This window comes from Streptomyces sp. CA-106110 (assembly GCF_050936285.1).
Taxonomy (GTDB): domain Bacteria; phylum Actinomycetota; class Actinomycetes; order Streptomycetales; family Streptomycetaceae; genus Streptomyces.
This window is the reverse complement of sequence record NZ_JBNJNB010000001.1, coordinates 12,047,768-12,067,045: the sequence shown is the minus strand read 5'-3', so window position 1 is coordinate 12,067,045 and position 19,278 is coordinate 12,047,768. Positions and strand designations below refer to the sequence as shown.

The window sequence follows — 19,278 nt, the reverse complement described above, 5'->3', positions numbered from 1 at the left end:
CCCAGGTGGGCAGATCCCCTCCCAGATATCATGTCTCGTAACGGATCGCTTAGCTGACCAGAGACGCTCCGCTCACTCCAGACGTCGGCTCGCACGTCATGACCCGCGCCACTTCTCCGGCCGCCATAATGGCGTCATGCCCTCTAGCCCACAGCACCCCGCACCCGCGCCGATGGCCCCCTCAAGCGCGGACGCCGACGACCTCGCGCTGTACAGGGAGAAGTTCCGGCGCCGCCTGCCGGAATCGCTAGACGAGCTCCGAGGGCCGACCCACGGTGTCGTGGAGCTGCCGCTGCACATGGCCTGGTCCGGGATGGCGTCGTACGACATGGGCAAGCCTCGCCAGCGCATGGGCCTGTACCGCACCGTCCTGCACGAGGGCCTGCACGACGACCTGCCCCGTTACCTCAACCAGGACCTGCTCCTCCAGCTGTGGCCGGTGCTACGCACACTCGTCGGTCGCACCGTGCGCACCGTATGGGAAGACGCCTTCCCCCAGCTCGCCTCCCGCACTCGGGCAGCCGCGTGACGGACATGCCGGAGCTGCACATGCGGCTTTTGGCGGATGTGATCGCGCTCGGCTCCCCGTATCCACTGGTTCTCACCGGCGGATACGCCGTACGGGCGCACCGCCTCGTGAACCGCCCCAGCCAGGACCTTGATGTCGCCACCGAGAACCCGGCGCCCATGGCCGACATCGCCGCCACGCTCCGCGTCGGCCTGGAAGCCCGTGGCTGGAAGGTGCACGCGCTGGAGACGGCCCCGCTGTCCGCCCGCTTCACCGTGACCGACCCGGCCACCGGGCAGGAGTGCGAAGTCGACATCCTCAAGGAGATCTTCTGGCGGCCGGTCGCCCAGAGCCCGTACGGGCCCGTCCTCGCGGAGGAGGACGTGATCGGGACCAAGGTCCGCGCCCTCGCCGACCGCGGCGCGCCCCGTGATCTGATCGACGTGTTCGCAGCCTCCCGCCGGTGGACCAATGCCGAGCTCGAGAAGTTCGGCCGCCGCCACGCCCGCGGCCGCTTCGAGCCCGAGGACCTGCAGTCGAACCTCACGGGCGCCGAGTGGACCGACGACGAAGCCTTCGCCGCCTACGGCCTGGACGAGACCACGATCACCGCTCTTCGTACCTGGGCCGTGGAGTGGGCCGACGATCTCGCGACCCGACTCCTCGAAGAATCCGATGATCCGGACATCGACTGATCGCATCCGCACCAGAGTGCATCTGCAAGCTGCCGACGAGACCACCAGAACCCAATAGCTCTCGCTCACGCGGCTCAGCGACCCGTGTGCGTGCCGACAATCTCCGTCACCCTATGCGACCTGCGCGTACTCGTGGATGAGGCCGCCGAGTCGGTCACGCCGGAGGATGCGCGATGGGCCGTTGATAGTGGGCGGTTCAGGCGCGCCGACACCATCGGGGCATCGTTGTGCGAGTGATCGGTGAGGCCGATATTCGTTGTGGTGGCTGGCATACTCCTCGACCACGAGCCGCAGGTGCCGCTCTCCGGTGATCAAGATCCGGTCGGTGGCCTCGCGGCGGCACGAGCCGACCCAGCGCTCGGCGATCGCGTTCATCCGAGGCACGCCCGGCAGGATGGGCACCACGCGGGCTCCGACGGCGGTGAAGACCGCGTCGAAGCCCTCGCTGAAGTACCCGGCGTTATCCCGGATCAGGTACCGGATGCCGGCGGTGCGCGTGTCGTCCAAGCTCATCAGGAGGTTGCAGGCCTGCTGGGCCGCCCACTGGGCGGTGACGTTGCGGGTGACACCGGCGATGTGCACCCGCCGGGAGCCGTGCTCGACGAAGAACAGGACGAACAAGCGCCTGAGGAAAACCGTGTCCATGTGGCAGACATCGACGGCGAGGGTACCCGCGGCCTTGGCGGTGAGAAACCGGACCATGAGCGGTCGGCGCACTGGGGCGCCGGGTCGATGCCGGCCCTTTTCAAGATCTCCCAGATGGAGGAGGCGGCGACCTTCCAGCCCAGGTTGAGCAGTTCGCCGTGGATCCGGCGATACCCCCATCCGTCGTTCTCGCGAGCCAGGCGCAGTACCAGAGCACGCAGTGCCTCGGGCTTGGCCGAGCGGCTCGGGCCTCGGTGTGGATAGGTCCACTTCTTCGCGACCAGCCTCGCGTGCCAGCGCAGCACGGTACGCGGGGTGACCAGCAACTTCAGCGCCGAACGATGACGCTTACTCAGCAACCGGAGCAGGGCTGCGAGCACCGCGCGGTCCCAGCGGGTGATGGCTGGCTTGGGGCTGCTGCGCTGCAGGACGGCCAGCTGGTGCCGGAGCACCAGTATCTCGACATCCTTGGCCGCGGAGGAGCGGGCCGGCAGGCGCAGCCAGCCGAGCAGGACGCAGCTGAATCGGTAGACCAGACGGAACGTCACGCTTCCCCAGCGTGTGCCGGCGGGTTCACGAGTAACTTCGATGTGATCACATCGTGACCCTGAAGCCGCAGCTCACCACAGGTGACGGGATTGTCGGCACCCACAGGCTGGAGGCCACCGAGGTGGCGTTCAGGCAGTTCCGCGGGGCCGCATCTCCCGGTGACGGACGATCACCCCGCAACGATCACTGTATTCATCAGCACGAGTACTTCACCCACCGCCCACACCAGCTGTGACCTGCTACTTCAGGTTGGGATCAAGCCAATGGGCTGAGCAGTCCGTGGACGTAGTGCCGCATCCGCCGCCAGGTCTCCACTTGGCAGAAGCGGGCTTCGGTCTGCAGGAAGAGTTCTTCGAGTATTAGCGGTGGTTTGTTAGTTCGGGGGGTAGAGGTTCAGGGTCTGTCCGGTGGTGACCGCGTCGATCAGGGCTTGGAGTTCGGGTGGAGGGGGCGCGTTGGACCAGGCCCGCCACCAGCGTTGCAGCACGATCGACGGGGTCAGCCAGCCGCGGACGGCGCGAATCGCCTTCGGCCAGCACGGCGGTGGGGGCGGGGCCGGCAGTGCCGGGCCCCCTCTCTCCAGCGTCGGCTTCCGGCACCAGTGTTGACGTACTCTCAGGTCCCGCGCTGGTGCGTCCTGCTTCCCAGCAGAAGGCGAACGCGCAATTGACCAGGGTCTGGTGGCGGCGGATCGCGACATCGGTGCGCACCTGGAAGTCGGCCCACCCCAGCTCGTCCTTGACCTGCTTGTAGCCCTGCTCGATCCAGTTTCGAATCCCGTAGATCCGCACGACCTCGGCCAGGTCCGCGGGCGGATAGGGGGACTCGGCCGCGCGGGGCGAGCCGGGGCGGGGCAGGTCGGTGGCCAGGTACCAGGTGGCCTTCTCCGGCAGGGTGGACGGATCGGCGGTGGCCACCACCAGCCGCGTCAGGCCGTCCGGACCCCAAAAGCCCAAGGTGGCGTCGGCGGCCCACCAGGTGGCGGTGTGCCCGTCGCGGAAGGTGCGCACCACCGGCGTCCAGGCGCCGGGCTCCTCGGGGCCGTGCCAGGCCAGTTCGCGGGCGGCGTCCACCGGGGTGCGGGCCTGGTCGCCGTAGGCCCACACCCCGCGGCGGCGCTTGACGGCCATCACGAACGGCACCTTGGCGGCGTGCAGCTCGCACCGGAAGTCGTCCAGGTCCCCGTAGGCGCCGTCGGCCACCGCCGCCCGGAACGCGATCCCCAAGAACCTGGCCTGACAGGCAAGTTGGGCGGCAATCTTCCACTTGGTACGGAAGGCCGGGTCGCTCTTCCCCCGCGGGAAGTGGTGGGCCGGGGTGTAGGGCACGGCGTGCAGCGGGTAGTAGAGGCGCTCGTCGGCCCACAGCGTGGTCACCGTGACCACGGCGTTGTCGGTCTTGCCGTACCGGCCCAGCCACTGCCGGCCCACGTGCGCGGTGGCAGTGCCGTCCTTGCGGTCCCCGGAGTCGTCGATGACCAGCACCCCGCCGGCGTGCGGGGCGGTCGCCTCGCCCTGCAGCAGCAGCTCCAGCCGCCGGGCGTTGACCCGCTCAGGGTCCCAGGTCGACTCGGACAGGAAGAACTGCAGCCGCTGCACCGCCGGGTGCTGGGCCCCCACGACCGGCTCCGCCCCGGCCAGGCAGGTCAGCGTCTTGTTCCGGTCCCGCGGGGCCAGCAGCCCGGTCAGGTACTCCCTAAACCCGCGCCGCTGCGCCAGCGACGAGAACAGGTCGTCGAACCGGGCCGCGTAGCCCTCCAGCGGCCCCGGCGCCGGCGGGCACGGACGCCTCGCGGTCACCATCGCGACCACCTCCGAACAACATCGCCCCCGCCTACCGGCCTACCGCACGTTCCGCCCCAGGTCAACAAATCACCGCTAGCGGTGGTTTGTTAGTTCGGGGGGTAGAGGTTCAGGGTCTGTCCGGTGGTGACCGCGTCGATCAGGGCTTGGAGTTCGGGTGGAGGGGGCGCGTTGGACCAGGCCCGCCACCAGCGTTGCAGCACGATCGACGGGGTCAGCCAGCCGCGGACGGCGCGAATCGCCTTCGGCCAGCACGGTGGTGGGGGCGGGGCCGGCAGTGCCGGGCCCCTCTCTCCAGCGTCGGCTTCCGGCACCAGTGTTGACGTACTCTCAGGTCCCGCGCTGGTGCGTCCTGCTTCCCAGCAGAAGGCGAACGCGCAATTGACCAGGGTCTGGTGGCGGCGGATCGCGACATTGGAGCGCACCTGGAAGTCGGCCCACCCCAGCTCGTCCTTGACCTGCTTGTAGCCCTGCTCGATCCAGTTTCGAATCCCGTAGATCCGCACGACCTCGGCCAGGTCCGCGGGCGGATAGGGGGACTCGGCCGCGCGGGGCGAGCCGGGGCGGGGCAGGTCGGTGGCCAGGTACCAGGTGGCCTTCTCCGGCAGGGTGGACGGATCGGCGGTGGCCACCACCAGCCGCGTCAGGCCGTCCGGACCCCAAAAGCCCAAGGTGGCGTCGGCGGCCCACCAGGTGGCGGTGTGCCCGTCGCGGAAGGTGCGCACCACCGGCGTCCAGGCGCCGGGCTCCTCGGGGCCGTGCCAGGCCAGTTCGCGGGCGGCGTCCACCGGGGTGCGGGCCTGGTCGCCGTAGGCCCACACCCCGCGGCGGCGCTTGACGGCCATCACGAACGGCACCTTGGCGGCGTGCAGCTCGCACCGGAAGTCGTCCAGGTCCCCGTAGGCGCCGTCGGCCACCGCCGCCCGGAACGCGATCCCCAAGAACCTGGCCTGACAGGCAAGTTGGGCGGCAATCTTCCACTTGGTACGGAAGGCCGGGTCGCTCTTCCCCCGCGGGAAGTGGTGGGCCGGGGTGTAGGGCACGGCGTGCAGCGGGTAGTAGAGGCGCTCGTCGGCCCACAGCGTGGTCACCGTGACCACGGCGTTGTCGGTCTTGCCGTACCGGCCCAGCCACTGCCGGCCCACGTGCGCGGTGGCAGTGCCGTCCTTGCGGTCCCCGGAGTCGTCGATGACCAGCACCCCGCCGGCGTGCGGGGCGGTCGCCTCGCCCTGCAGCAGCAGCTCCAGCCGCCGGGCGTTGACCCGCTCAGGGTCCCAGGTCGACTCGGACAGGAAGAACTGCAGCCGCTGCACCGCCGGGTGCTGGGCCCCCACGACCGGCTCCGCCCCGGCCAGGCAGGTCAGCGTCTTGTTCCGGTCCCGCGGGGCCAGCAGCCCGGTCAGGTACTCCCTAAACCCGCGCCGCTGCGCCAGCGACGAGAACAGGTCGTCGAACCGGGCCGCGTAGCCCTCCAGCGGCCCCGGCGCCGGCGGGCACGGACGCCTCGCGGTCACCATCGCGACCACCTCCGAACAACATCGCCCCCGCCTACCGGCCTACCGCACGTTCCGCCCCAGGTCAACAAATCACCGCTAGTGCCCTGCGCCGGAAATTGCGAGTTTAAGTGTCTAGCTTGTTTTGGAGTCAGGGGCGAGCTTAGCGAGGTAGTCGGCGAGTGAATTGAGGATCTCGTCTGCGGTTTTGGTCCAGGTGAAGGGTCTCGGGTTCTCATTCCAGGTGGCGATCCACGCCTTGATGTCGTCCTCGAGGGCTTTCACGGAGGTGTGGACACCGCGTCGGATCAGCTTGTCGGTCAACAGGCCGAACCACCGCTCGACCTGGTTGATCCAGGAGGAGCCAGTCGGAGTGAAGTGGACGTGGAAGCGCGGGTGCCGACCCAGCCACGTTCTGATCTCGGGGGTGTTGTGGGTGGCGTAGTTGTCGCACACCAGGTGCACGTCGAGTCCGGCGGGCACCGCTTTGTCTATGGTGACCAGGAACTTCTTGAACTCAATTGCCCGGTGGCGGCGGTGGAGTTGGCCGATGATGGTGCCGTCGGCGATGTTGAACGCGGCGAACAGGCTCGTGATGCCGTGTCGCAGGTAGTCGTGGGTGCGGCGCTCGGGCATGCCGGGCATCATCGGCAGCACTGGCTGGGAGCGGTCCAGCGCCTGGATTTGGCTCTTCTCATCGACGCACAGCACCACCGCCTTCTCGGGTGGGTTGTGGTAAAGGCCGACGACGTCGACGACCTTCTCGACGAACTGCGGGTCGGTGGAGAGCTTGAAGGAATCCTGCAGGTGCGGCTTGAGGTCGAACTTTTTCCAGATCCGCCCGATGGTGGACTTCGACAATCCGGTGCGCTTGGCCATCGAGGTGCGCGACCAGTGGGTGTCCTCTCCCGGGGTGGACTCCAGCGTCGCGATGACCACGTCCTCGACCTGGTCAAGCAGGATCGAGGGCGGCCGACCTGGGCGCGGCTCGTCCGCAAGCCCGTCCAGCCGACCCGCGATGAACCGCGACCGCCAGCGGTTGACCGTCGCCTGCGCGATGCCGAGTTCGGCGGCGACCTGTTTGTTCGTCCCACCCTCCGCGCAGCGCAGCACGATCTTCGCGCGCAACGCCAGGAACTGCGCGGTCTTCGCTCGCCGCGCCCACCGCGTCAACTGCGCGTGCTCGGTCTCGGTGAGGACCAGGTCCGGCTTGCGCCGGCCCGGCCGTGGCTCGTCGGCCAGACCTGCCAGCCGGTGAGCCGCGAACCGGGAGCGCCACTTGCGCACCGTCGCCACGTTGACGCCCAAGTCGGCCGCCACCTGGCAACTTGACGCGCCATCCGCACAAGACAGGACGATCCGTGCGCGCTCGGCCGAACGAGATCCCGCCCCACCACCTGCCCAACGCGACAACTCGGCGCGCTCCTCTTCGGACAGCACGACCTCGACAGCACGCGGACCCCGATGCGACATGAAAACAGCCTACAGACTTAGGGCGCGTATTTGGTTGTGATCAATGGGCGGTCCGGGTGAGGTCCCTGATCCAGATCATCGAGGCGCGCAGGTGGAGGCCGGCGAGGTAGCTGTCTGGGGTCTTGTCGTATCGGGTGGCGATGCCTCGCCAGGCCTTGAGTTTGTTGATCAGACGCTCGACGGCGTTCCGTTCCTTGTAGAGGTCGGCGTCGTGGCTGACGGGCCGTCCGCCTCTGGAGCCCTTCTTCCTCCGGTTGGCGGCCTGGTCCTTCTTCTCCGGGATGACTGCCTTGATGCGGCGTTTCCGCAGGTGGGCGCGGTTGCCGCGGGACGAGTAGGCCTTGTCCCCGGCTACCGCGTCGGGGCGGGTGCGGGGGCGACCGACGGGGCCGCGACCCGTATTTTCTTGAGCACGGGGATGAATTGCGGGCTGTCGGCGGCCTGGCCTGCAGTCAGGACGAACGCCAGCGGGCGGCACTTGCGGTCGGCGGCGAGATGGACCTTGCTGGTCTGCCCGCCCCTGGAGCGTCCGAGGAGAGCGGCCTTCAGCCGGAGTTTTCGTCGGCGCCGAATGCGTCGTCGTTCTTCCCGCTCGCGGCCGTTTCCGGCGTCCTGCCCGTCTTGTCCTTCCGGACTGCCCCCTTGACCTGGCCTTTTCCTCCTCGGCGGCGGCGTTCTCCAGTGCGGTGAGCACGTCCTCGCTCAGGTGCATCCCGGCGGCGTCGTGGTGAGCGCGTGCGGTGGTGGAGTCGACGCTGACCAGGGACAGGTCCACCTCGCCCCGCTTCGCGGCCTCCGCGATCAGCCCCTCCAGCAGGGCCTCGAACACGCCGGCGTCACGCCACTGACGGAAGCGGTTGGAGACGGTCGACCAGGCGCCGAACTCCTGCGGCATCTCCCGCCACTGCCCGCCGGTCTTGAACCGCCAGATCACGCCCTCGAACTGCTGCCGCAGGCGCTCGGGGTAAGGGCCGTACTCGCCGATCGGCAGGTACGGCCCGATGAACTCCCACTCTTCGTCTGTCAGTTGCACTCGCGTCACGCAAGACGATCTACCGGATCAGACCTCGGCACGAGGGCAAATCCACAAGATTGATCGCGACTCGATACGCGCCCTAGGGCTGTAATTTCCGGCGCATCACACTAGGCAACAGAGGCCGTTCGCCCCTTTGCTCGAAGATCGGTCAACCCTCCTCGATGCAGATTCCGACGGCTGCACCGACGACAGCGCCGATGCCTGCGCCGATGGGGCCGCCGAAGCCCCAGCCGATGCCTGCGCCGACCACAGCGCCGAAGCCTCCGAAGAGGGCGTCGCCCGTGGATATCGCCTTCATAGCGGGTTCGCCGCTGCTGGCGGAACTTGGGGTGAGAAGAGAGTTGACCACACTCACAATCGCCAGCGCGACTGGACTAGAGCAGGGGTCGAGGATCAGCTCACCGTAGTAGGCGCGGACCCGCCGGGCCAGGTTCGGGTCAGTGCCCTCCGGCGCATCGAAGAGCAGCCTGAAGATGGCTACCAATTCGGTCGCCTCGGTTCTGCGGAGCCCGTCCCGCTTGACCAGCTCGTCGAAGCCGGAGTGCAGGGCCCTCTGCCGGTCGCCGCCGTTGGCTGCCATTAAGCGAGCGAACTCCGCGCGTACAGCGACACTGATGTCGCCTGCACTCGTGGCTGCAGCTCGTGCCAACCCTGACATGTCTGGCGTTCTCGTCTCGTGTTCTTGCTGCATCAGGCTTCTCCATCAGCTCGCAGGGGTGTCGCCAGTCATCGTGTAGGCGATCTGCTGGTCGTCGCCGACGACTTGGCGGTCGGTAGCAGCACCACGTAGGGACGTCGACCAGAAAAGCCTTCAGTCATCACTCCGCTGCCCCAGCCCCGACCGCCGTCCGGGTAGAGCTCGTTGAAGACGTCGAAGTTGCCGCCGAAGAAGCGGTCGTGGAACTAGAACTGCGCGAGAGCTGGCATACCCAACCCCTGTCGCAGTACACCTTTATCGCTAATCCGACATGTAGTGCGACAATACTTAGATATGCATATCCTTCACTGAGGCTGATCCTTTGGAGTGGACACCCTGACAATGGATCTTGAAGGTTCAGGAAGGGATGTCCAGGTGGGACGCCAGCCTCCATACCCGGAGGAGTTTCGGAAGGACGCCGTCGCGTTGTACCGAGCCGCCGGTGGCAAGCGCGCGTACGCGGCAGTGGCCGCGGAGCTCGGGATCACCGGGGAGACGCTGCGCACGTGGGTCCACAAGGACACCGCCCAGCACAACGTCCCGGCACCGCGTGGGCGGGGCCGGCCAGAGTCCGGCTGAGGAGCTGGCTCGGCTGCGGGCGGAGAACGCCCGGCTGCTCAAGGCGGAGAAGGAATGGCTGCTGGAGCGCGAGATCCTGCGCCGGGCGGCTGCGTATTTCGCTCGGGAGGTGAAGTGAAGACCCGCCGCTGGGACTTCATCTCCGACAACCGCTCCGACTTCGGCGTCCAGCGGCTGTGCCGGGTCCTTGGGGTGTCCCGCTCCGGCTTCCACCGGCACCGGGCGACTGCCCCGGCCCGCGCCGAACGCCAGGCGGCCGGAGAGCGGGCGGTCGCGGAGATCCGCGCCATCCACGCCGAACACCACGGCGCCTACGGCGCCCCACGCGTGCATGCCAAACTCCGCTCGCGCGGACGGAAGATCAACCGCAAGCGGGTTGCCCGGCTGATGCGCGCCAACCACATCATCGGCCGACACCTGCGGCGCAAGAAGCGCACCACGATCGCGAACAAGACCGCGCCGCCCACCCCGGACCTGCTGAGAGCCTGTCGGGTGGCTGATCATGCACGAAGCGTGACAGCCGCGATCTGCCCTCTGGGCATGGCAACGGCCCCGGAATGATCACGTGGTGTGTGCCAGTGCGACAACTCCGAGGCCGTCAGCGGCCCATGATATCCGTCCAGCCTGACCGATGAGATGTGGGAGATCATCCAGCCGCTCCTTCCCATGCGTGACCTGCGAAAAGGCGGCGGGGTGCGCAAGTACCCGGATCGGCTGGTGCTCGACTCAATCTTCTACGTGCTGCGCTCGGGCTGCCAGTGGCGGATGCTCCCGCGCGACCTGATGCCCTGGGACGCGGCCCACCGCTGGTTCACCAAGTGGCGCCGGGACGGCACCTGGGACCGCGTCCACGGCGAGCTGCGCCGTCAGGTCCGGCATCAAGGTGAGCGAACTGGCCGAAGCACATGAACGCGGTCCAGCCGAAGCAGTCACCGTGCAATGGCGGCTCCTCTTGGAGGACTTGCGCCAGGAGGCGCACCGGTTCGCCCTCGCCTGCCAGACACTGGTGCTCGCCGAGACGGCGTCGGCCGAACCAAAGCTGCGGTAGTTGTATCCGTTCACCAGCCACTGGTCACTTCATTTCACGACCTGCACCGGGTTCCCGTACTCATGGGACGTGCCGTTCGTCGATCCGCTGAGCGACGGACGCTATCGCGTCTGCGGTCCCTGCCCGAGCCGATGCTTACCGAGGCCGTGAACGGCCCCGACCTGCGGCTCCGGGAGCTTGGCGCTGTCAGGAGACACGACGGAAGGCTGCGGCCGGACCGATCACACCGGGCCCAAACTTGTCGCGGATGCGATCGCTTACGGCCTCGGCGACCAGACGGGCCTCGCGGGCCCCATCGAAGCTGATCTGCTCGGCGACCTGATCGGCATCCACCAGATCTTCCGCCTTGAGCGTGATCCCGGTGAGCCGGCCTCGCTGCAGGCCCGCGGCATGCATCAACTGGTAGGCCAGGATGCGCAGATCGTCGTGGTGCGCGGAGGCCTGCGACAGGCGGCGCGTCTTCTCCCAGCTGCCCTTGCCGGCGAACCGGAGCGTCAGCGCCGGGCCGCGGGCTGCCTGACCCCGTTGGCGCAGCAGCCGCTCGAGCTGGATGACCAGGTCGAGCAGAGCGGCGTGGACTTCGGCACCGTCCAGGGTGTGCCGGGCGAAGGCGTGGCGAACCACGGCCGAAGCGGGCAGGGCGCGCGGGACGACGAGGCGGGGGTCGATGCCACGTGCCCGGGCGACGGCCAGACGCCCGGCGCGGCCGCCCAGCAGACGCTGCACTGTGGCCGGCGGCACGTGCCCTCGCCGACGCGCAGGCAGGCGAGTGGAAGATCATCGATCTGCCCGCGCTCGCCGACAGCGAGACCGACCGGCTGGGCCGGGCCCTCGGCGAACCCCTGTGGCCGGAACGCTTCGACGCCGAACACCACGCCACCACCCGCCGCCGCGTCGGCGAACGCGTGTGGGCCGCGCTCTACCAGCAAAAGCCCCGCCCGCCCGAGGGCGGCGTCTGGCAGCGAGCCTGGATCAACAACGTCGCCACACCACCGTCCGGTTCGGCGGCCTCGACATGGCGCGCGTCATCGTCGCCGTCGTGGCGGAGAGCCCGCCATCGGCGACGAGAGCGGCATCATCGGCGCCGCCCGCGGCTACGACGGCCACCTGTACGTGCTCGAGGATCACTCCGGGAGCATGGGCGCCAACGACTGGGGTCGCACCGCCTCCTCGCCCTCGCCCTCGCCCTCAAAGCCGACGCGATCGTGGTCGAGTCCAACTACGGCGGCGACATGGCCCGTCAGGTCCTCTCCCAGGCATGGGAGCAGCTGCGCCGCGAAGGCACCACCAACGGGCAGCTCATGCCCCGCGTCCTCGAAGTCACCGCCAAGGTAGGCAAGCGGCTGCGCGCCGAACCCATCGCCCAGCCGTACGAGCAGCGCCTGGTCCACCACGTCAGCGCCCACGTGCCCCTGGAGGACGGCCCACAAGTGCCCCTGCTCCCGCCCCTCGAGGCCCGGGAACCTCTGACGCCCTAGGGGATCTCGACGCACGGTCACCGTTCCCAGGTCCTCGACGATTGCGGCGTCAGCGCCCCCTAGCCCATTGCGTGACTCGGCGCTCTGCAGAGGCCCAGGATGCCCTACAGCCTGACACCTGCCTCGGGCTTCTCCCTCCGCCCGCTGCGCAGTAGCCAGGTGGCGCCGCCGACGGCGAGGGCGACCGGCCACTCCAGAGCTCCCGCCACCGCCAGCGCTCCAAGTCCTCCGTAAAACGCCAGATCTTCGACGGACAGAGTACCGGGCAGCCGTGCCGTCGCCGCTCGGGCCGTGCTCGTCATCTCCTCCTTGCTGAGATACGGAATCGGCACCGAAGGATGCAGGGTGCGCATGTGCAGGTGCATACCCTGGCCGTTGCCCGCATGCGTCTCCTGTTGCGGATACTCAGCTGCCTTGCCCATCACACTCCTCCTTCCGTCGAAGGTGATGTGCCCTTCCATTGTCGCGCGCCTCTTGCGGCATATGCGGGGGGAAACGATTGCGCTGGAAAGTCGGAAAGGAGCGGGAAGTCCGCGCATTCGCAGTGACGGCCGGGCACAGGACCCGATGCGAAGTGACGTTGCCGGGATCCGACCTGCTGGTTGAGAAGGATCAGAGCGGTGTCTTCCGAGAGACGCGCCGCCAATCGGGCACGCACCTCCCTGAACAAGTGCGTGCCCTGCGGGCGAGCACCGCGCGGGCGGCGCGCTCTGCTTCCTCCCAGCTGTCGTACTTGCCGCGTTCTCGGAGCCCTGACGATTGGGCCCGCCGATCGCTCGCGCCGTGGCGGGTTTCGTTTAGTCCGCGGCGACGGTGACGTTCTCGGCCTGGAGGCCCTTGGGCCCCTGGGTGACGTCGTACTCGACACGGTCGTTCTCGAACAGTTCCTTAAAGCCGGACGTCTGGATGGCAGAGAAATGGACGAAAACGTCCGGGCCGCCGTCGTCCTGCGCGATGAAGCCGAATCCCTTATCCGCGTTGAACCACTTCACCACGCCAGTAGCCATGCTGCTCTCCTCGTACTTCGGGGCACCGCGCAGGGAGGGTCGGGACCGCACCCTGATCACCCCCAGGGGCGCTGCGGCTGCCCATGCCTGGGGCGAACAGGAATGCGGGTAGGGAGTGGGACCTGTGGTGGCGGAGCGGTGGTAGCCGACGATGACCTCGGGCAGACGGTAGCCGTGATGGGTCGCTGCCGCGATGAGACCTTCGGTGATGGTGTCGACCTCGCCGGCGAGCTTGTAGCGGGCCAGGCCCAAGGTGATGACGGTGTTTGTCGTGGGGCCAGGCGCCGCCGCGGTAGTACGAGAGAGAGTGGTACGGCTTCTGTCCGGCGGCCAGGGTGCGGATCACCCAGCCGGAGAAGAAGTCCGGTGCCAGCAGGTGTCGGCCGACCGGCGGGCGTGCTCCGTGTCGAGGATCCCGGACTACAGCAGGTGGCCCGCCTCGGAGGCCAGGGCGTCGACCTGGCGTCTGTCGCCGTCCAGGGCGAGGGCCAGAAGTCGGCAGGACAGTTCCAGCAGCGGTGGATCTGTCGCAGTGGGTACCCGCACAGGTGACGGGACTCCCTGAGGAGATGACTCCCATGCTGTTCATCGGCCTGCTTCTCCTTGCGGGCGTCGGTGCCTTCACGGCGCTTGCCATCGCCGACAACCTCTCCGGCGGCCCCGAGTACACGGTGTCGGTACTCGGCCACGACATCGCCACCCTGAATACCCTCGAGATCTTCAGCGCCGGGCTCGCCCTGGCCCTCATCTTCTGCCTGGGGCTGGCCCTCCTGACCGGCTCGGCGTCACACCGCCGGCACGCCCACGGGGGCCCACGGCGGCTCGGCACCCGGGGCATCGGCTAGCAGCAGGCCCAGTAACTGGTGTCGCCCAGTAAGGCATGAGCACGCCCCCTTCACCGGGGCCGTCGCGCAGGTGGCTACACCGATCGCTGGCTGGGGGCGCTGCTGTTGGAGGACGACACTGCCATGGCCCGCCCGCTGCCCGACCCGCAACCCCATCGGTCACCGACGCGACGGCCGACCGATCTTCCCGATCCTGGGTGCGGTTTCCACTTTGCTCCGCCCCGAGAGCTGGCGCCTTTGGCAAGTGGGGGTGCCTCGACGCACGCCCTCAGCGGCCGAGCGCGTTCTCCAGCTGCTGCTTGGTCATCGAGGAGCGGCCGTGGATGTTGCGCTTCTTGGCCTCTTCGTACAACTGATTCCTGGTGGGTCCTTCCGCGCCGCTGTGGGAGCGCTGCCCACCGCGCTCGGACGCCGACTTCGGGTCACGGGTGGAGGTCCTGCTGGCGCTCTCCGACTCACCGGACCTGGCCCGCTCCTTGTTCACCGTCCGCGCGGCGATTTCCTTGGCCCGCTTGGACGACTCGCCGCGGTCCTCGGCGCTCTTCTTGATGTGCTCGTATTGCCGCTCGCGTTTGGAGCTCGATCCGGCCGGCATGGCGCGGCTCCTTCCTACGCCTGGGGGTGACCTACCACGTCTCGATGCGGCAGCGGTCGCTCGGTCCGGCCTCGCGGATGCTCGGACCGTTGGTTCGGCGACACGATGCCGTTCGTTGCGCCGTCCGTCCGCATCGCCGCGCTTGTCTACTGCCCCTTTTCATTCTGCGCTGGGCTGCGGTGTGTCGCCTCCCTTGTTGCTGCGTCGCTGCTCGGTTGCTGTGGCTGGACATCTGAGGCACCCGGCTGTTCCTTCACGACCATGAGTTCCCCAAAGCAGCAGCCCCCCGCACACGGCCGTCACTCGGCCGGACAGCCCACGCGCTACGTCGGCGGCGGTTTCGGAATGGTTCACCCATCGAGTTCGGCGCGGGCTGCGCGGACCAGATCCAAGGTGGAGCTGTGGTGGGTACAGGCGAGGGCCCGGTTGATCTGTCGAGTGAGCGAGAGGACTGGGCCCCACAGAATTCGCCCGGTGCGGGATCAGTGTCTGCGGGGCGGGACGCACCGGCCCTGACAAGGACGAGCGAGAGGCGGATGCGCGATGGGGCATGGCGGAAATGTGATCGAGGAATTGATGGCCGACCACCGGGAGGTCGAAGAGATCTTCGCCCGGATCCAGTCCATGACCGGCCAGGGTCAGGAGCTGCGTGATGTTGTGGACGAGGTCACCATCGAGCTGGTGCGGCACTCGGTCGCCGAGGAGCAGTACCTGTACCCGGCGGTGCGCGAGCACGTCGAGGACGACGACCGGATCGCGGACAAGGAGATCGCCGATCACAGTCGTGTCGAGAATCTCCTCAAGGAGTTGGAGAAGACGAACGCCGACGACCTCCACATGAGCCCGCTGCTGCAGCAGCTCATGGAGGAGGTGGCCGACCACGTCGAGGACGAGGAGAACAACCTCTTCCCGATGCTCCGCCAGGCCTGTTCCTCCGAGATGCTCGGCGATCTCGGGGAGAAGATCCGGCGGGCCAAGGCCATGGCCCCGACGCGCCCGCACCCCGCCGCCCCCGACACTCCGCCCGCGAACAAGCTCCTCGCCCCGGGCGCAGGCCTGGTCGACCGAGCCCGTGACTTCGTCACTGGTCGCGGCTAACGATCTGGGGAGCAATGATCTTGCGCGAGGTTGGACTGTGACGTGAGAAGGGCCGTACGGGTTGGGAAAGTTGTGAAGCGATCCTGGGCCCGTACGGCCTGCAGCCATCCTGCCCTGTCCGGCATCTCCCGCCAACATCTCGGCGAGTTGATCGAAGAACTCGCCCCGAAGTGGACGGCAGTGCGAGAGTCGGCTCTGCATGAACGACGTGGTGGTGGGCAGCGTAGGGCTGCTGGTGCCGGGCGCAAGCAGAAATTGGTCTTCACCGACCGGCTGCTCGTCACCCTGGTCCACCTGCGGCATCAGCTGCCGCACGCCGCACTGGCCGAACTGTACGAGGTAGACCGCTCCACCGTCTCGGCCGCCATCCGCGAGGTCCGCCCGCTCATGGCAGGGCGCGGCTTCGCCGTTCCTGGCCGGACCGGGGTGCGGCTGCGCACGGTGGAGGACGTCTTCGCCTATGCCGCCGCGGAGGGCGTGGACCTGCGGATCGACGGCACTGAAGTACAAGTCCGTCGACCGCGAGCAGGACGCCCCGGTCGCAAGGCGTTCGTCTCCGGCAAGAAGAAGCAGAACACCATCAAGACCACCACCTTCAGCGACCAGCAGGGCCGCACCCTCTTCTCCGGCGTCACCCGGCCCGGCCGCATGCACGACCAGACCGCCGTACGCACCGAAGGTATTGCCGAGCAGTTCCACCAGCACCCGACGGTGAAAGCCCAGGTCGACGACGGCTACCGGGGCCTGGCCAATGAGTTCCCCGAACAGATCTCAGCGCCGCCGAAGAAGCCAGCCGAGGACGCCTGTGACGGGGACCAGCGGGCCTGGCGGGAAGCGAAACGGCGGCAGTCCTCCGCCCGGATCTGCGTCGAGCACACCAATGCCGAGCTGAAGAAATGGCGGCCGCTCCAGCGGTACACCGGACGGCGCGACACCTACGCCGAAACCCACCTGGCGATCGCCGGCCTCGTCTCCGACCGCTCGGCCCGCAGGCCCACACGCCACCGGCACAGCACCGAACTGGTACCCGTCCGACAGCCGGCCTGCTGATCGCACACCAGCCAACCCGCCAGGCCAGCACACCCTGATCTCAATTGCTCCCAAGATCGTAATCCTGACAGGCCACCCCGCACCCCCGCCGACCGCAAGCGGCCGATACATCACCCAAGGCCAGGTCACCCGAACCACCTCACAGGCTGCCCTGCTCGCAGACACGGCGGGCAACCTCGCGGAGTTTGATGTTGTTTTCCTGGGAGTAGCGGCGCAGCACGTCGAAGGCTTGCTCTTCGGTGAGGTGGTGTCCTCCCATGAGGATGCCCATGGCTTCCCCGATGGCGTGGCGGGTGGCGACGGCCTGGTGCATCTGGGCATCGGTCCGAGCGCTGGAGAAGGCGACCGCGGCGTGCGAGGCCAGCAACCAGCCGGCCATCTCGCTGGCCTCGGTGAACGCTCCCTGTCGGCGGGAGTAGAGATTGAGCGCACCAAGGTCCTCGTCCTCGGTGTAGAGCAAGAACCCCATCATGCTGCCCACGCCCAGTTCATGGGCCTTGGGGGCGTAAGAGGGCCAGCGTTGATGATTCTCGGTAAGGTCAGCGATGCGGAAAACCCGTTCGCCTTCCTGGCTATGGGCAGCGTCGAAGCAGGGGCCTTCGCCGAGATGCTCCTGGAGTTGGTCGCTGTCGCGAACGAGCCTGTCCGTGGGAGCCAGGGTCTGTACCCGCTTGCCCTGCAGGATGAGGATGCTGGCCGCGTCACAACCTTCTACCAGTTGGGTGGCCGAGTGGGTTACCCGCTCCAGAGTGTCGTTGACCGTCTTCTGGGCGAGCAGGTCTCGCGCCATGGAGGCCATCTGCTGCGCGAACGTAGGCCAGTCCATTCCGTCCTCCGTCTCACCAAAACTGGCATGCCCACTGCTCACACCTGCCCGCTGCACGCGCATCCATCATCTGCCTTCACCTGACCTCTACCGCCTGGCAAGCGAGCCGGAGCGGTGGGTGGGCCACCCGGATGGCGAGACCACGGAATCCGGAGAGCTACACCGGGCGGGACCGGCCTGAGCCTTCTACGGTGGAGACGAGAGCAAGTCGGGTGGCACAGCGCAGCAGGATGGTAACTGTGAGCGACCTCGCGGGCCCCAGTGCCGACACGATCATGCTTGAGTTGGTGCAGGCCTTTCACGAGCTGGCTCCCGAGGATCTACCGGAGCTGTTGCGGCGGCACTACTCGGCGCTGGGAATCACTGGGCTGACTGCCTATTGCGCCGACCTACGGCAGGAATACCTGATCGCCCTTCCCGGCAGCCAGGGCATTTCCGCTCAGCGCCTGCCCATCGACTCCAGCTTGGCGGGCTGGGCGTACCGGACCGTTTCGGTGCGTATCGCCGAGGGCGACGCACGCGCGCTGACCCTGTGGCTGCCCGTGGTAGAGGGCGTCGAACGGATCGGTGTCCTGGGTGTTCAGGTCCCCAGCCTCGACGCCGCCATCTTGAATCGTTGCAGGGCGCTGGCTTCCCTCATCGCCTTCGTCCTGATCAGCAAGGGCACCCACAGCGACAGCTACGCCAACCTACAGCGCCGGCAGCCCATGGAGTTGGCCGCAGAGATGGTCTGGGCCTTTCTGCCGCCCAAGTCCATTGGCACGCCCTACGTCACTTCCAGCGCCATCCTGGAACCGGCATACAACCTGGGAGGCGACGCCTTCGACCATGCCCTGATGGGCGACGCCCTGCATGCCGCCGTCATTGACGCCATGGGCCATGACCTCTACGCGGGACTGACCTCTTCCGTGGCCCTGGCGGCCTGCCGCAACGCCCGCCGCAGCAAGGGGGAGCTCCCCTCCATCATCAGCACGATGGACACCACTGTCCACGAGGCGTTTCCCGACCGCTACGCGACCGGCGTGTTCACGCACCTGCAGCGCACCACCGGACAACTCGACTGGGCCAACTGCGGTCATCCCCCACCCATCCTCCTACGCCGCCACGACGTCATCCCCGGTGCTTTCGACAGCCCTCCCGAACTACCCCTCGGCTTGGGACCCGCCCATCCCGACATCCGCCGGCACATCCATTCCACGCAACTGGAACCCGGAGACCGTGTCCTGTGCTACACGGACGGCGTGACCGAAGCCCGGTCCTCAGACGGCGAGGCTTTCGGAGAAGAGCGATTCGTCAACTTCATCCTGCGCGCTACCGCCGCCGGAGAACCTGCCTTCGAAGTCCTGCGCCGTCTCGTGCACGCCATCCTCGACCACCAACAGCATCGCCTCACAGACGATGCCACCGTCCTGCTCCTCGAATGGCACCCCGCAGGCGGGCCTACGCTGGCATCCGGGATGTAAACACCGGCCGTCCGTCGGGGCCGAAGACGTGCTCAAGTTCGCTCAAGATCCAGTCCTCGCCGCCGGCACCTGCAACAGCTCATGGAAGAGGTCTCACATCGAGGACGAGGAGAACAACCTCTTCCCAGTGCTGCACCAGGGCTGTTCCTCCGAGGTGCTCGGTGATCTCGGAGAGAAGATCAGGCGGGCCAGGCCATGGCTCCGACCCGCCCGCACCGCGCCGCCCCCGACACTCCGCCCGCGAACAAATTTCTTGCGCCGGGCGCCGACCCGGTCGACTCGTGCTGTTCCAGCAGTCCAACGATCGAAGGCATCCAATAACACGACGCGCCACCACTCCCACGGACCGCCGCCCCTTTGCCCGACCAGCGGGTACGCCGTCCTCAAGCCC

19 protein-coding genes and 5 pseudogenes are annotated in these 19,278 nt (G+C 67.8%); 12 read left to right on the top strand and 12 right to left on the bottom strand.

Features of this window, described 5'->3' with window-relative positions; all coding sequences use genetic code 11:
* The first annotated feature begins 136 nt into the window (after positions 1-136).
* Positions 137-529 (top strand): hypothetical protein, encoded by a 393-nt coding sequence (locus ACQEXA_RS55930; RefSeq protein ID WP_432920698.1) that lies wholly within the window; start codon positions 137-139, stop codon positions 527-529.
* A 5-nt stretch (positions 530-534) separates the two neighbouring features.
* The gene (locus tag ACQEXA_RS55925; protein WP_432920701.1) at positions 535-1,203 is read left to right on the top strand and encodes a nucleotidyl transferase AbiEii/AbiGii toxin family protein; all 669 of its coding nucleotides are present in this window, start codon (positions 535-537) and stop codon (positions 1,201-1,203) included.
* Between the two features lie 111 nt (positions 1,204-1,314).
* Here the strand turns inward: ACQEXA_RS55925 and ACQEXA_RS55920 are convergent, their stop codons facing one another.
* Entirely contained in the window at positions 1,315-1,905 is a 591-nt protein-coding gene (locus tag ACQEXA_RS55920; RefSeq protein ID WP_432920704.1) for an integrase core domain-containing protein, read from the bottom strand.
* 544 nt (positions 1,906-2,449) lie between these two features.
* Between ACQEXA_RS55920 and ACQEXA_RS55915 the strand changes: the two genes are divergently transcribed.
* On the top strand, positions 2,450-2,632 hold the full coding sequence (locus ACQEXA_RS55915; RefSeq protein ID WP_432920707.1) for a hypothetical protein: 183 nt from the start codon (positions 2,450-2,452) through the stop codon (positions 2,630-2,632).
* 124 nt (positions 2,633-2,756) lie between these two features.
* On the opposite strand, the gene ACQEXA_RS55910 is transcribed toward ACQEXA_RS55915, so the two are convergent.
* The 5 genes and pseudogenes from ACQEXA_RS55910 to ACQEXA_RS55890 all read right to left on the bottom strand — a co-directional run bounded on the left by ACQEXA_RS55910 (position 2,757) and on the right by ACQEXA_RS55890 (position 8,781).
* On the bottom strand, positions 2,757-4,196 hold the full coding sequence (locus ACQEXA_RS55910; RefSeq protein ID WP_433134810.1) for an IS701 family transposase: 1,440 nt from the start codon (positions 4,194-4,196) through the stop codon (positions 2,757-2,759).
* Positions 4,197-4,274: 78 nt separating this feature from the next.
* Positions 4,275-5,713 (bottom strand): annotated as a pseudogene (locus ACQEXA_RS55905) (IS701 family transposase).
* Between the two features lie 114 nt (positions 5,714-5,827).
* On the bottom strand, positions 5,828-7,165 hold the full coding sequence (locus tag ACQEXA_RS55900; RefSeq protein WP_433134120.1) for an IS630 family transposase: 1,338 nt from the start codon (positions 7,163-7,165) through the stop codon (positions 5,828-5,830).
* 40 nt (positions 7,166-7,205) lie between these two features.
* Positions 7,206-8,207 (bottom strand): annotated as a pseudogene (locus tag ACQEXA_RS55895) (IS5 family transposase).
* A 142-nt stretch (positions 8,208-8,349) separates the two neighbouring features.
* Positions 8,350-8,781: a hypothetical protein gene (locus ACQEXA_RS55890; protein ID WP_432920712.1), complete on the bottom strand. Its 432-nt coding sequence runs from the start codon at positions 8,779-8,781 to the stop codon at positions 8,350-8,352.
* Positions 8,782-9,273: 492 nt separating this feature from the next.
* Between ACQEXA_RS55890 and ACQEXA_RS55885 the strand changes: the two are divergent.
* The 3 genes and pseudogenes from ACQEXA_RS55885 to ACQEXA_RS55875 all read left to right on the top strand — a co-directional run.
* Positions 9,274-9,957 (top strand): annotated as a pseudogene (locus ACQEXA_RS55885) (IS3 family transposase); the annotation flags it as partial.
* Positions 9,958-10,113: 156 nt separating this feature from the next.
* A complete protein-coding gene (locus ACQEXA_RS55880; protein WP_432920715.1) occupies positions 10,114-10,386 on the top strand; it encodes a transposase in 273 nt (90 codons plus the stop codon).
* A 139-nt stretch (positions 10,387-10,525) separates the two neighbouring features.
* Positions 10,526-10,675: a DUF6193 family natural product biosynthesis protein gene (locus ACQEXA_RS55875; RefSeq protein WP_432920718.1), complete on the top strand. Its 150-nt coding sequence runs from the start codon at positions 10,526-10,528 to the stop codon at positions 10,673-10,675.
* 36 nt (positions 10,676-10,711) lie between these two features.
* Here ACQEXA_RS55875 and ACQEXA_RS55870 read toward each other — a convergent pair whose 3' ends face one another.
* Positions 10,712-11,149 (bottom strand): hypothetical protein, encoded by a 438-nt coding sequence (locus tag ACQEXA_RS55870; protein WP_432920721.1) that lies wholly within the window; start codon positions 11,147-11,149, stop codon positions 10,712-10,714.
* Positions 11,150-11,199: 50 nt separating this feature from the next.
* Between ACQEXA_RS55870 and ACQEXA_RS55865 the strand changes: the two genes are divergently transcribed.
* A complete protein-coding gene (locus tag ACQEXA_RS55865) occupies positions 11,200-12,003 on the top strand; it encodes a hypothetical protein (RefSeq protein WP_433134118.1) in 804 nt (267 codons plus the stop codon).
* 104 nt (positions 12,004-12,107) lie between these two features.
* Here the strand turns inward: ACQEXA_RS55865 and ACQEXA_RS55860 are convergent, their stop codons facing one another.
* The 3 genes and pseudogenes from ACQEXA_RS55860 to ACQEXA_RS55850 form a co-directional block, all read right to left on the bottom strand.
* Complete coding sequence (locus tag ACQEXA_RS55860; RefSeq protein WP_432920727.1) at positions 12,108-12,425, bottom strand: hypothetical protein; 318 nt, start codon at positions 12,423-12,425, stop codon at positions 12,108-12,110.
* A gap of 375 nt (positions 12,426-12,800) precedes the next feature.
* Positions 12,801-13,010, bottom strand: a complete 210-nt coding sequence (locus ACQEXA_RS55855; protein ID WP_432938736.1) for a cold-shock protein — start codon at positions 13,008-13,010, stop codon at positions 12,801-12,803.
* 54 nt (positions 13,011-13,064) lie between these two features.
* Positions 13,065-13,499, bottom strand: a pseudogene (locus ACQEXA_RS55850) (amylo-alpha-1,6-glucosidase); the annotation flags it as partial.
* An 89-nt stretch (positions 13,500-13,588) separates the two neighbouring features.
* Between ACQEXA_RS55850 and ACQEXA_RS55845 the strand changes: the two are divergent.
* Positions 13,589-13,855 (top strand): hypothetical protein, encoded by a 267-nt coding sequence (locus tag ACQEXA_RS55845; RefSeq protein WP_432920733.1) that lies wholly within the window; start codon positions 13,589-13,591, stop codon positions 13,853-13,855.
* A 268-nt stretch (positions 13,856-14,123) separates the two neighbouring features.
* Here the strand turns inward: ACQEXA_RS55845 and ACQEXA_RS55840 are convergent, their stop codons facing one another.
* Positions 14,124-14,450: a plasmid stabilization protein gene (locus ACQEXA_RS55840; protein WP_432920736.1), complete on the bottom strand. Its 327-nt coding sequence runs from the start codon at positions 14,448-14,450 to the stop codon at positions 14,124-14,126.
* Between the two features lie 543 nt (positions 14,451-14,993).
* Between ACQEXA_RS55840 and ACQEXA_RS55835 the strand changes: the two genes are divergently transcribed.
* Together ACQEXA_RS55835 and ACQEXA_RS55830 are read left to right on the top strand one after the other, a co-directional pair.
* Positions 14,994-15,548 carry a hemerythrin domain-containing protein gene (locus ACQEXA_RS55835; RefSeq protein WP_433134115.1) on the top strand — a complete coding sequence of 185 codons (555 nt, stop codon included), beginning with the start codon at positions 14,994-14,996 and terminating at the stop codon, positions 15,546-15,548.
* Between the two features lie 72 nt (positions 15,549-15,620).
* Complete coding sequence (locus tag ACQEXA_RS55830; protein WP_432920742.1) at positions 15,621-16,598, top strand: transposase family protein; 978 nt, start codon at positions 15,621-15,623, stop codon at positions 16,596-16,598.
* 139 nt (positions 16,599-16,737) lie between these two features.
* Here the strand turns inward: ACQEXA_RS55830 and ACQEXA_RS55825 are convergent, their stop codons facing one another.
* The gene (locus tag ACQEXA_RS55825) at positions 16,738-17,424 is read right to left on the bottom strand and encodes a GAF and ANTAR domain-containing protein (protein ID WP_432920745.1); all 687 of its coding nucleotides are present in this window, start codon (positions 17,422-17,424) and stop codon (positions 16,738-16,740) included.
* Between the two features lie 230 nt (positions 17,425-17,654).
* Between ACQEXA_RS55825 and ACQEXA_RS55820 the strand changes: the two genes are divergently transcribed.
* Both ACQEXA_RS55820 and ACQEXA_RS55815 read left to right on the top strand, forming a co-directional pair.
* Entirely contained in the window at positions 17,655-18,887 is a 1,233-nt protein-coding gene (locus tag ACQEXA_RS55820; protein WP_432938737.1) for a PP2C family protein-serine/threonine phosphatase, read from the top strand.
* Between the two features lie 88 nt (positions 18,888-18,975).
* Positions 18,976-19,208, top strand: a pseudogene (locus tag ACQEXA_RS55815) (hypothetical protein); the annotation flags it as partial.
* Positions 19,209-19,278 lie beyond the last annotated feature (70 nt).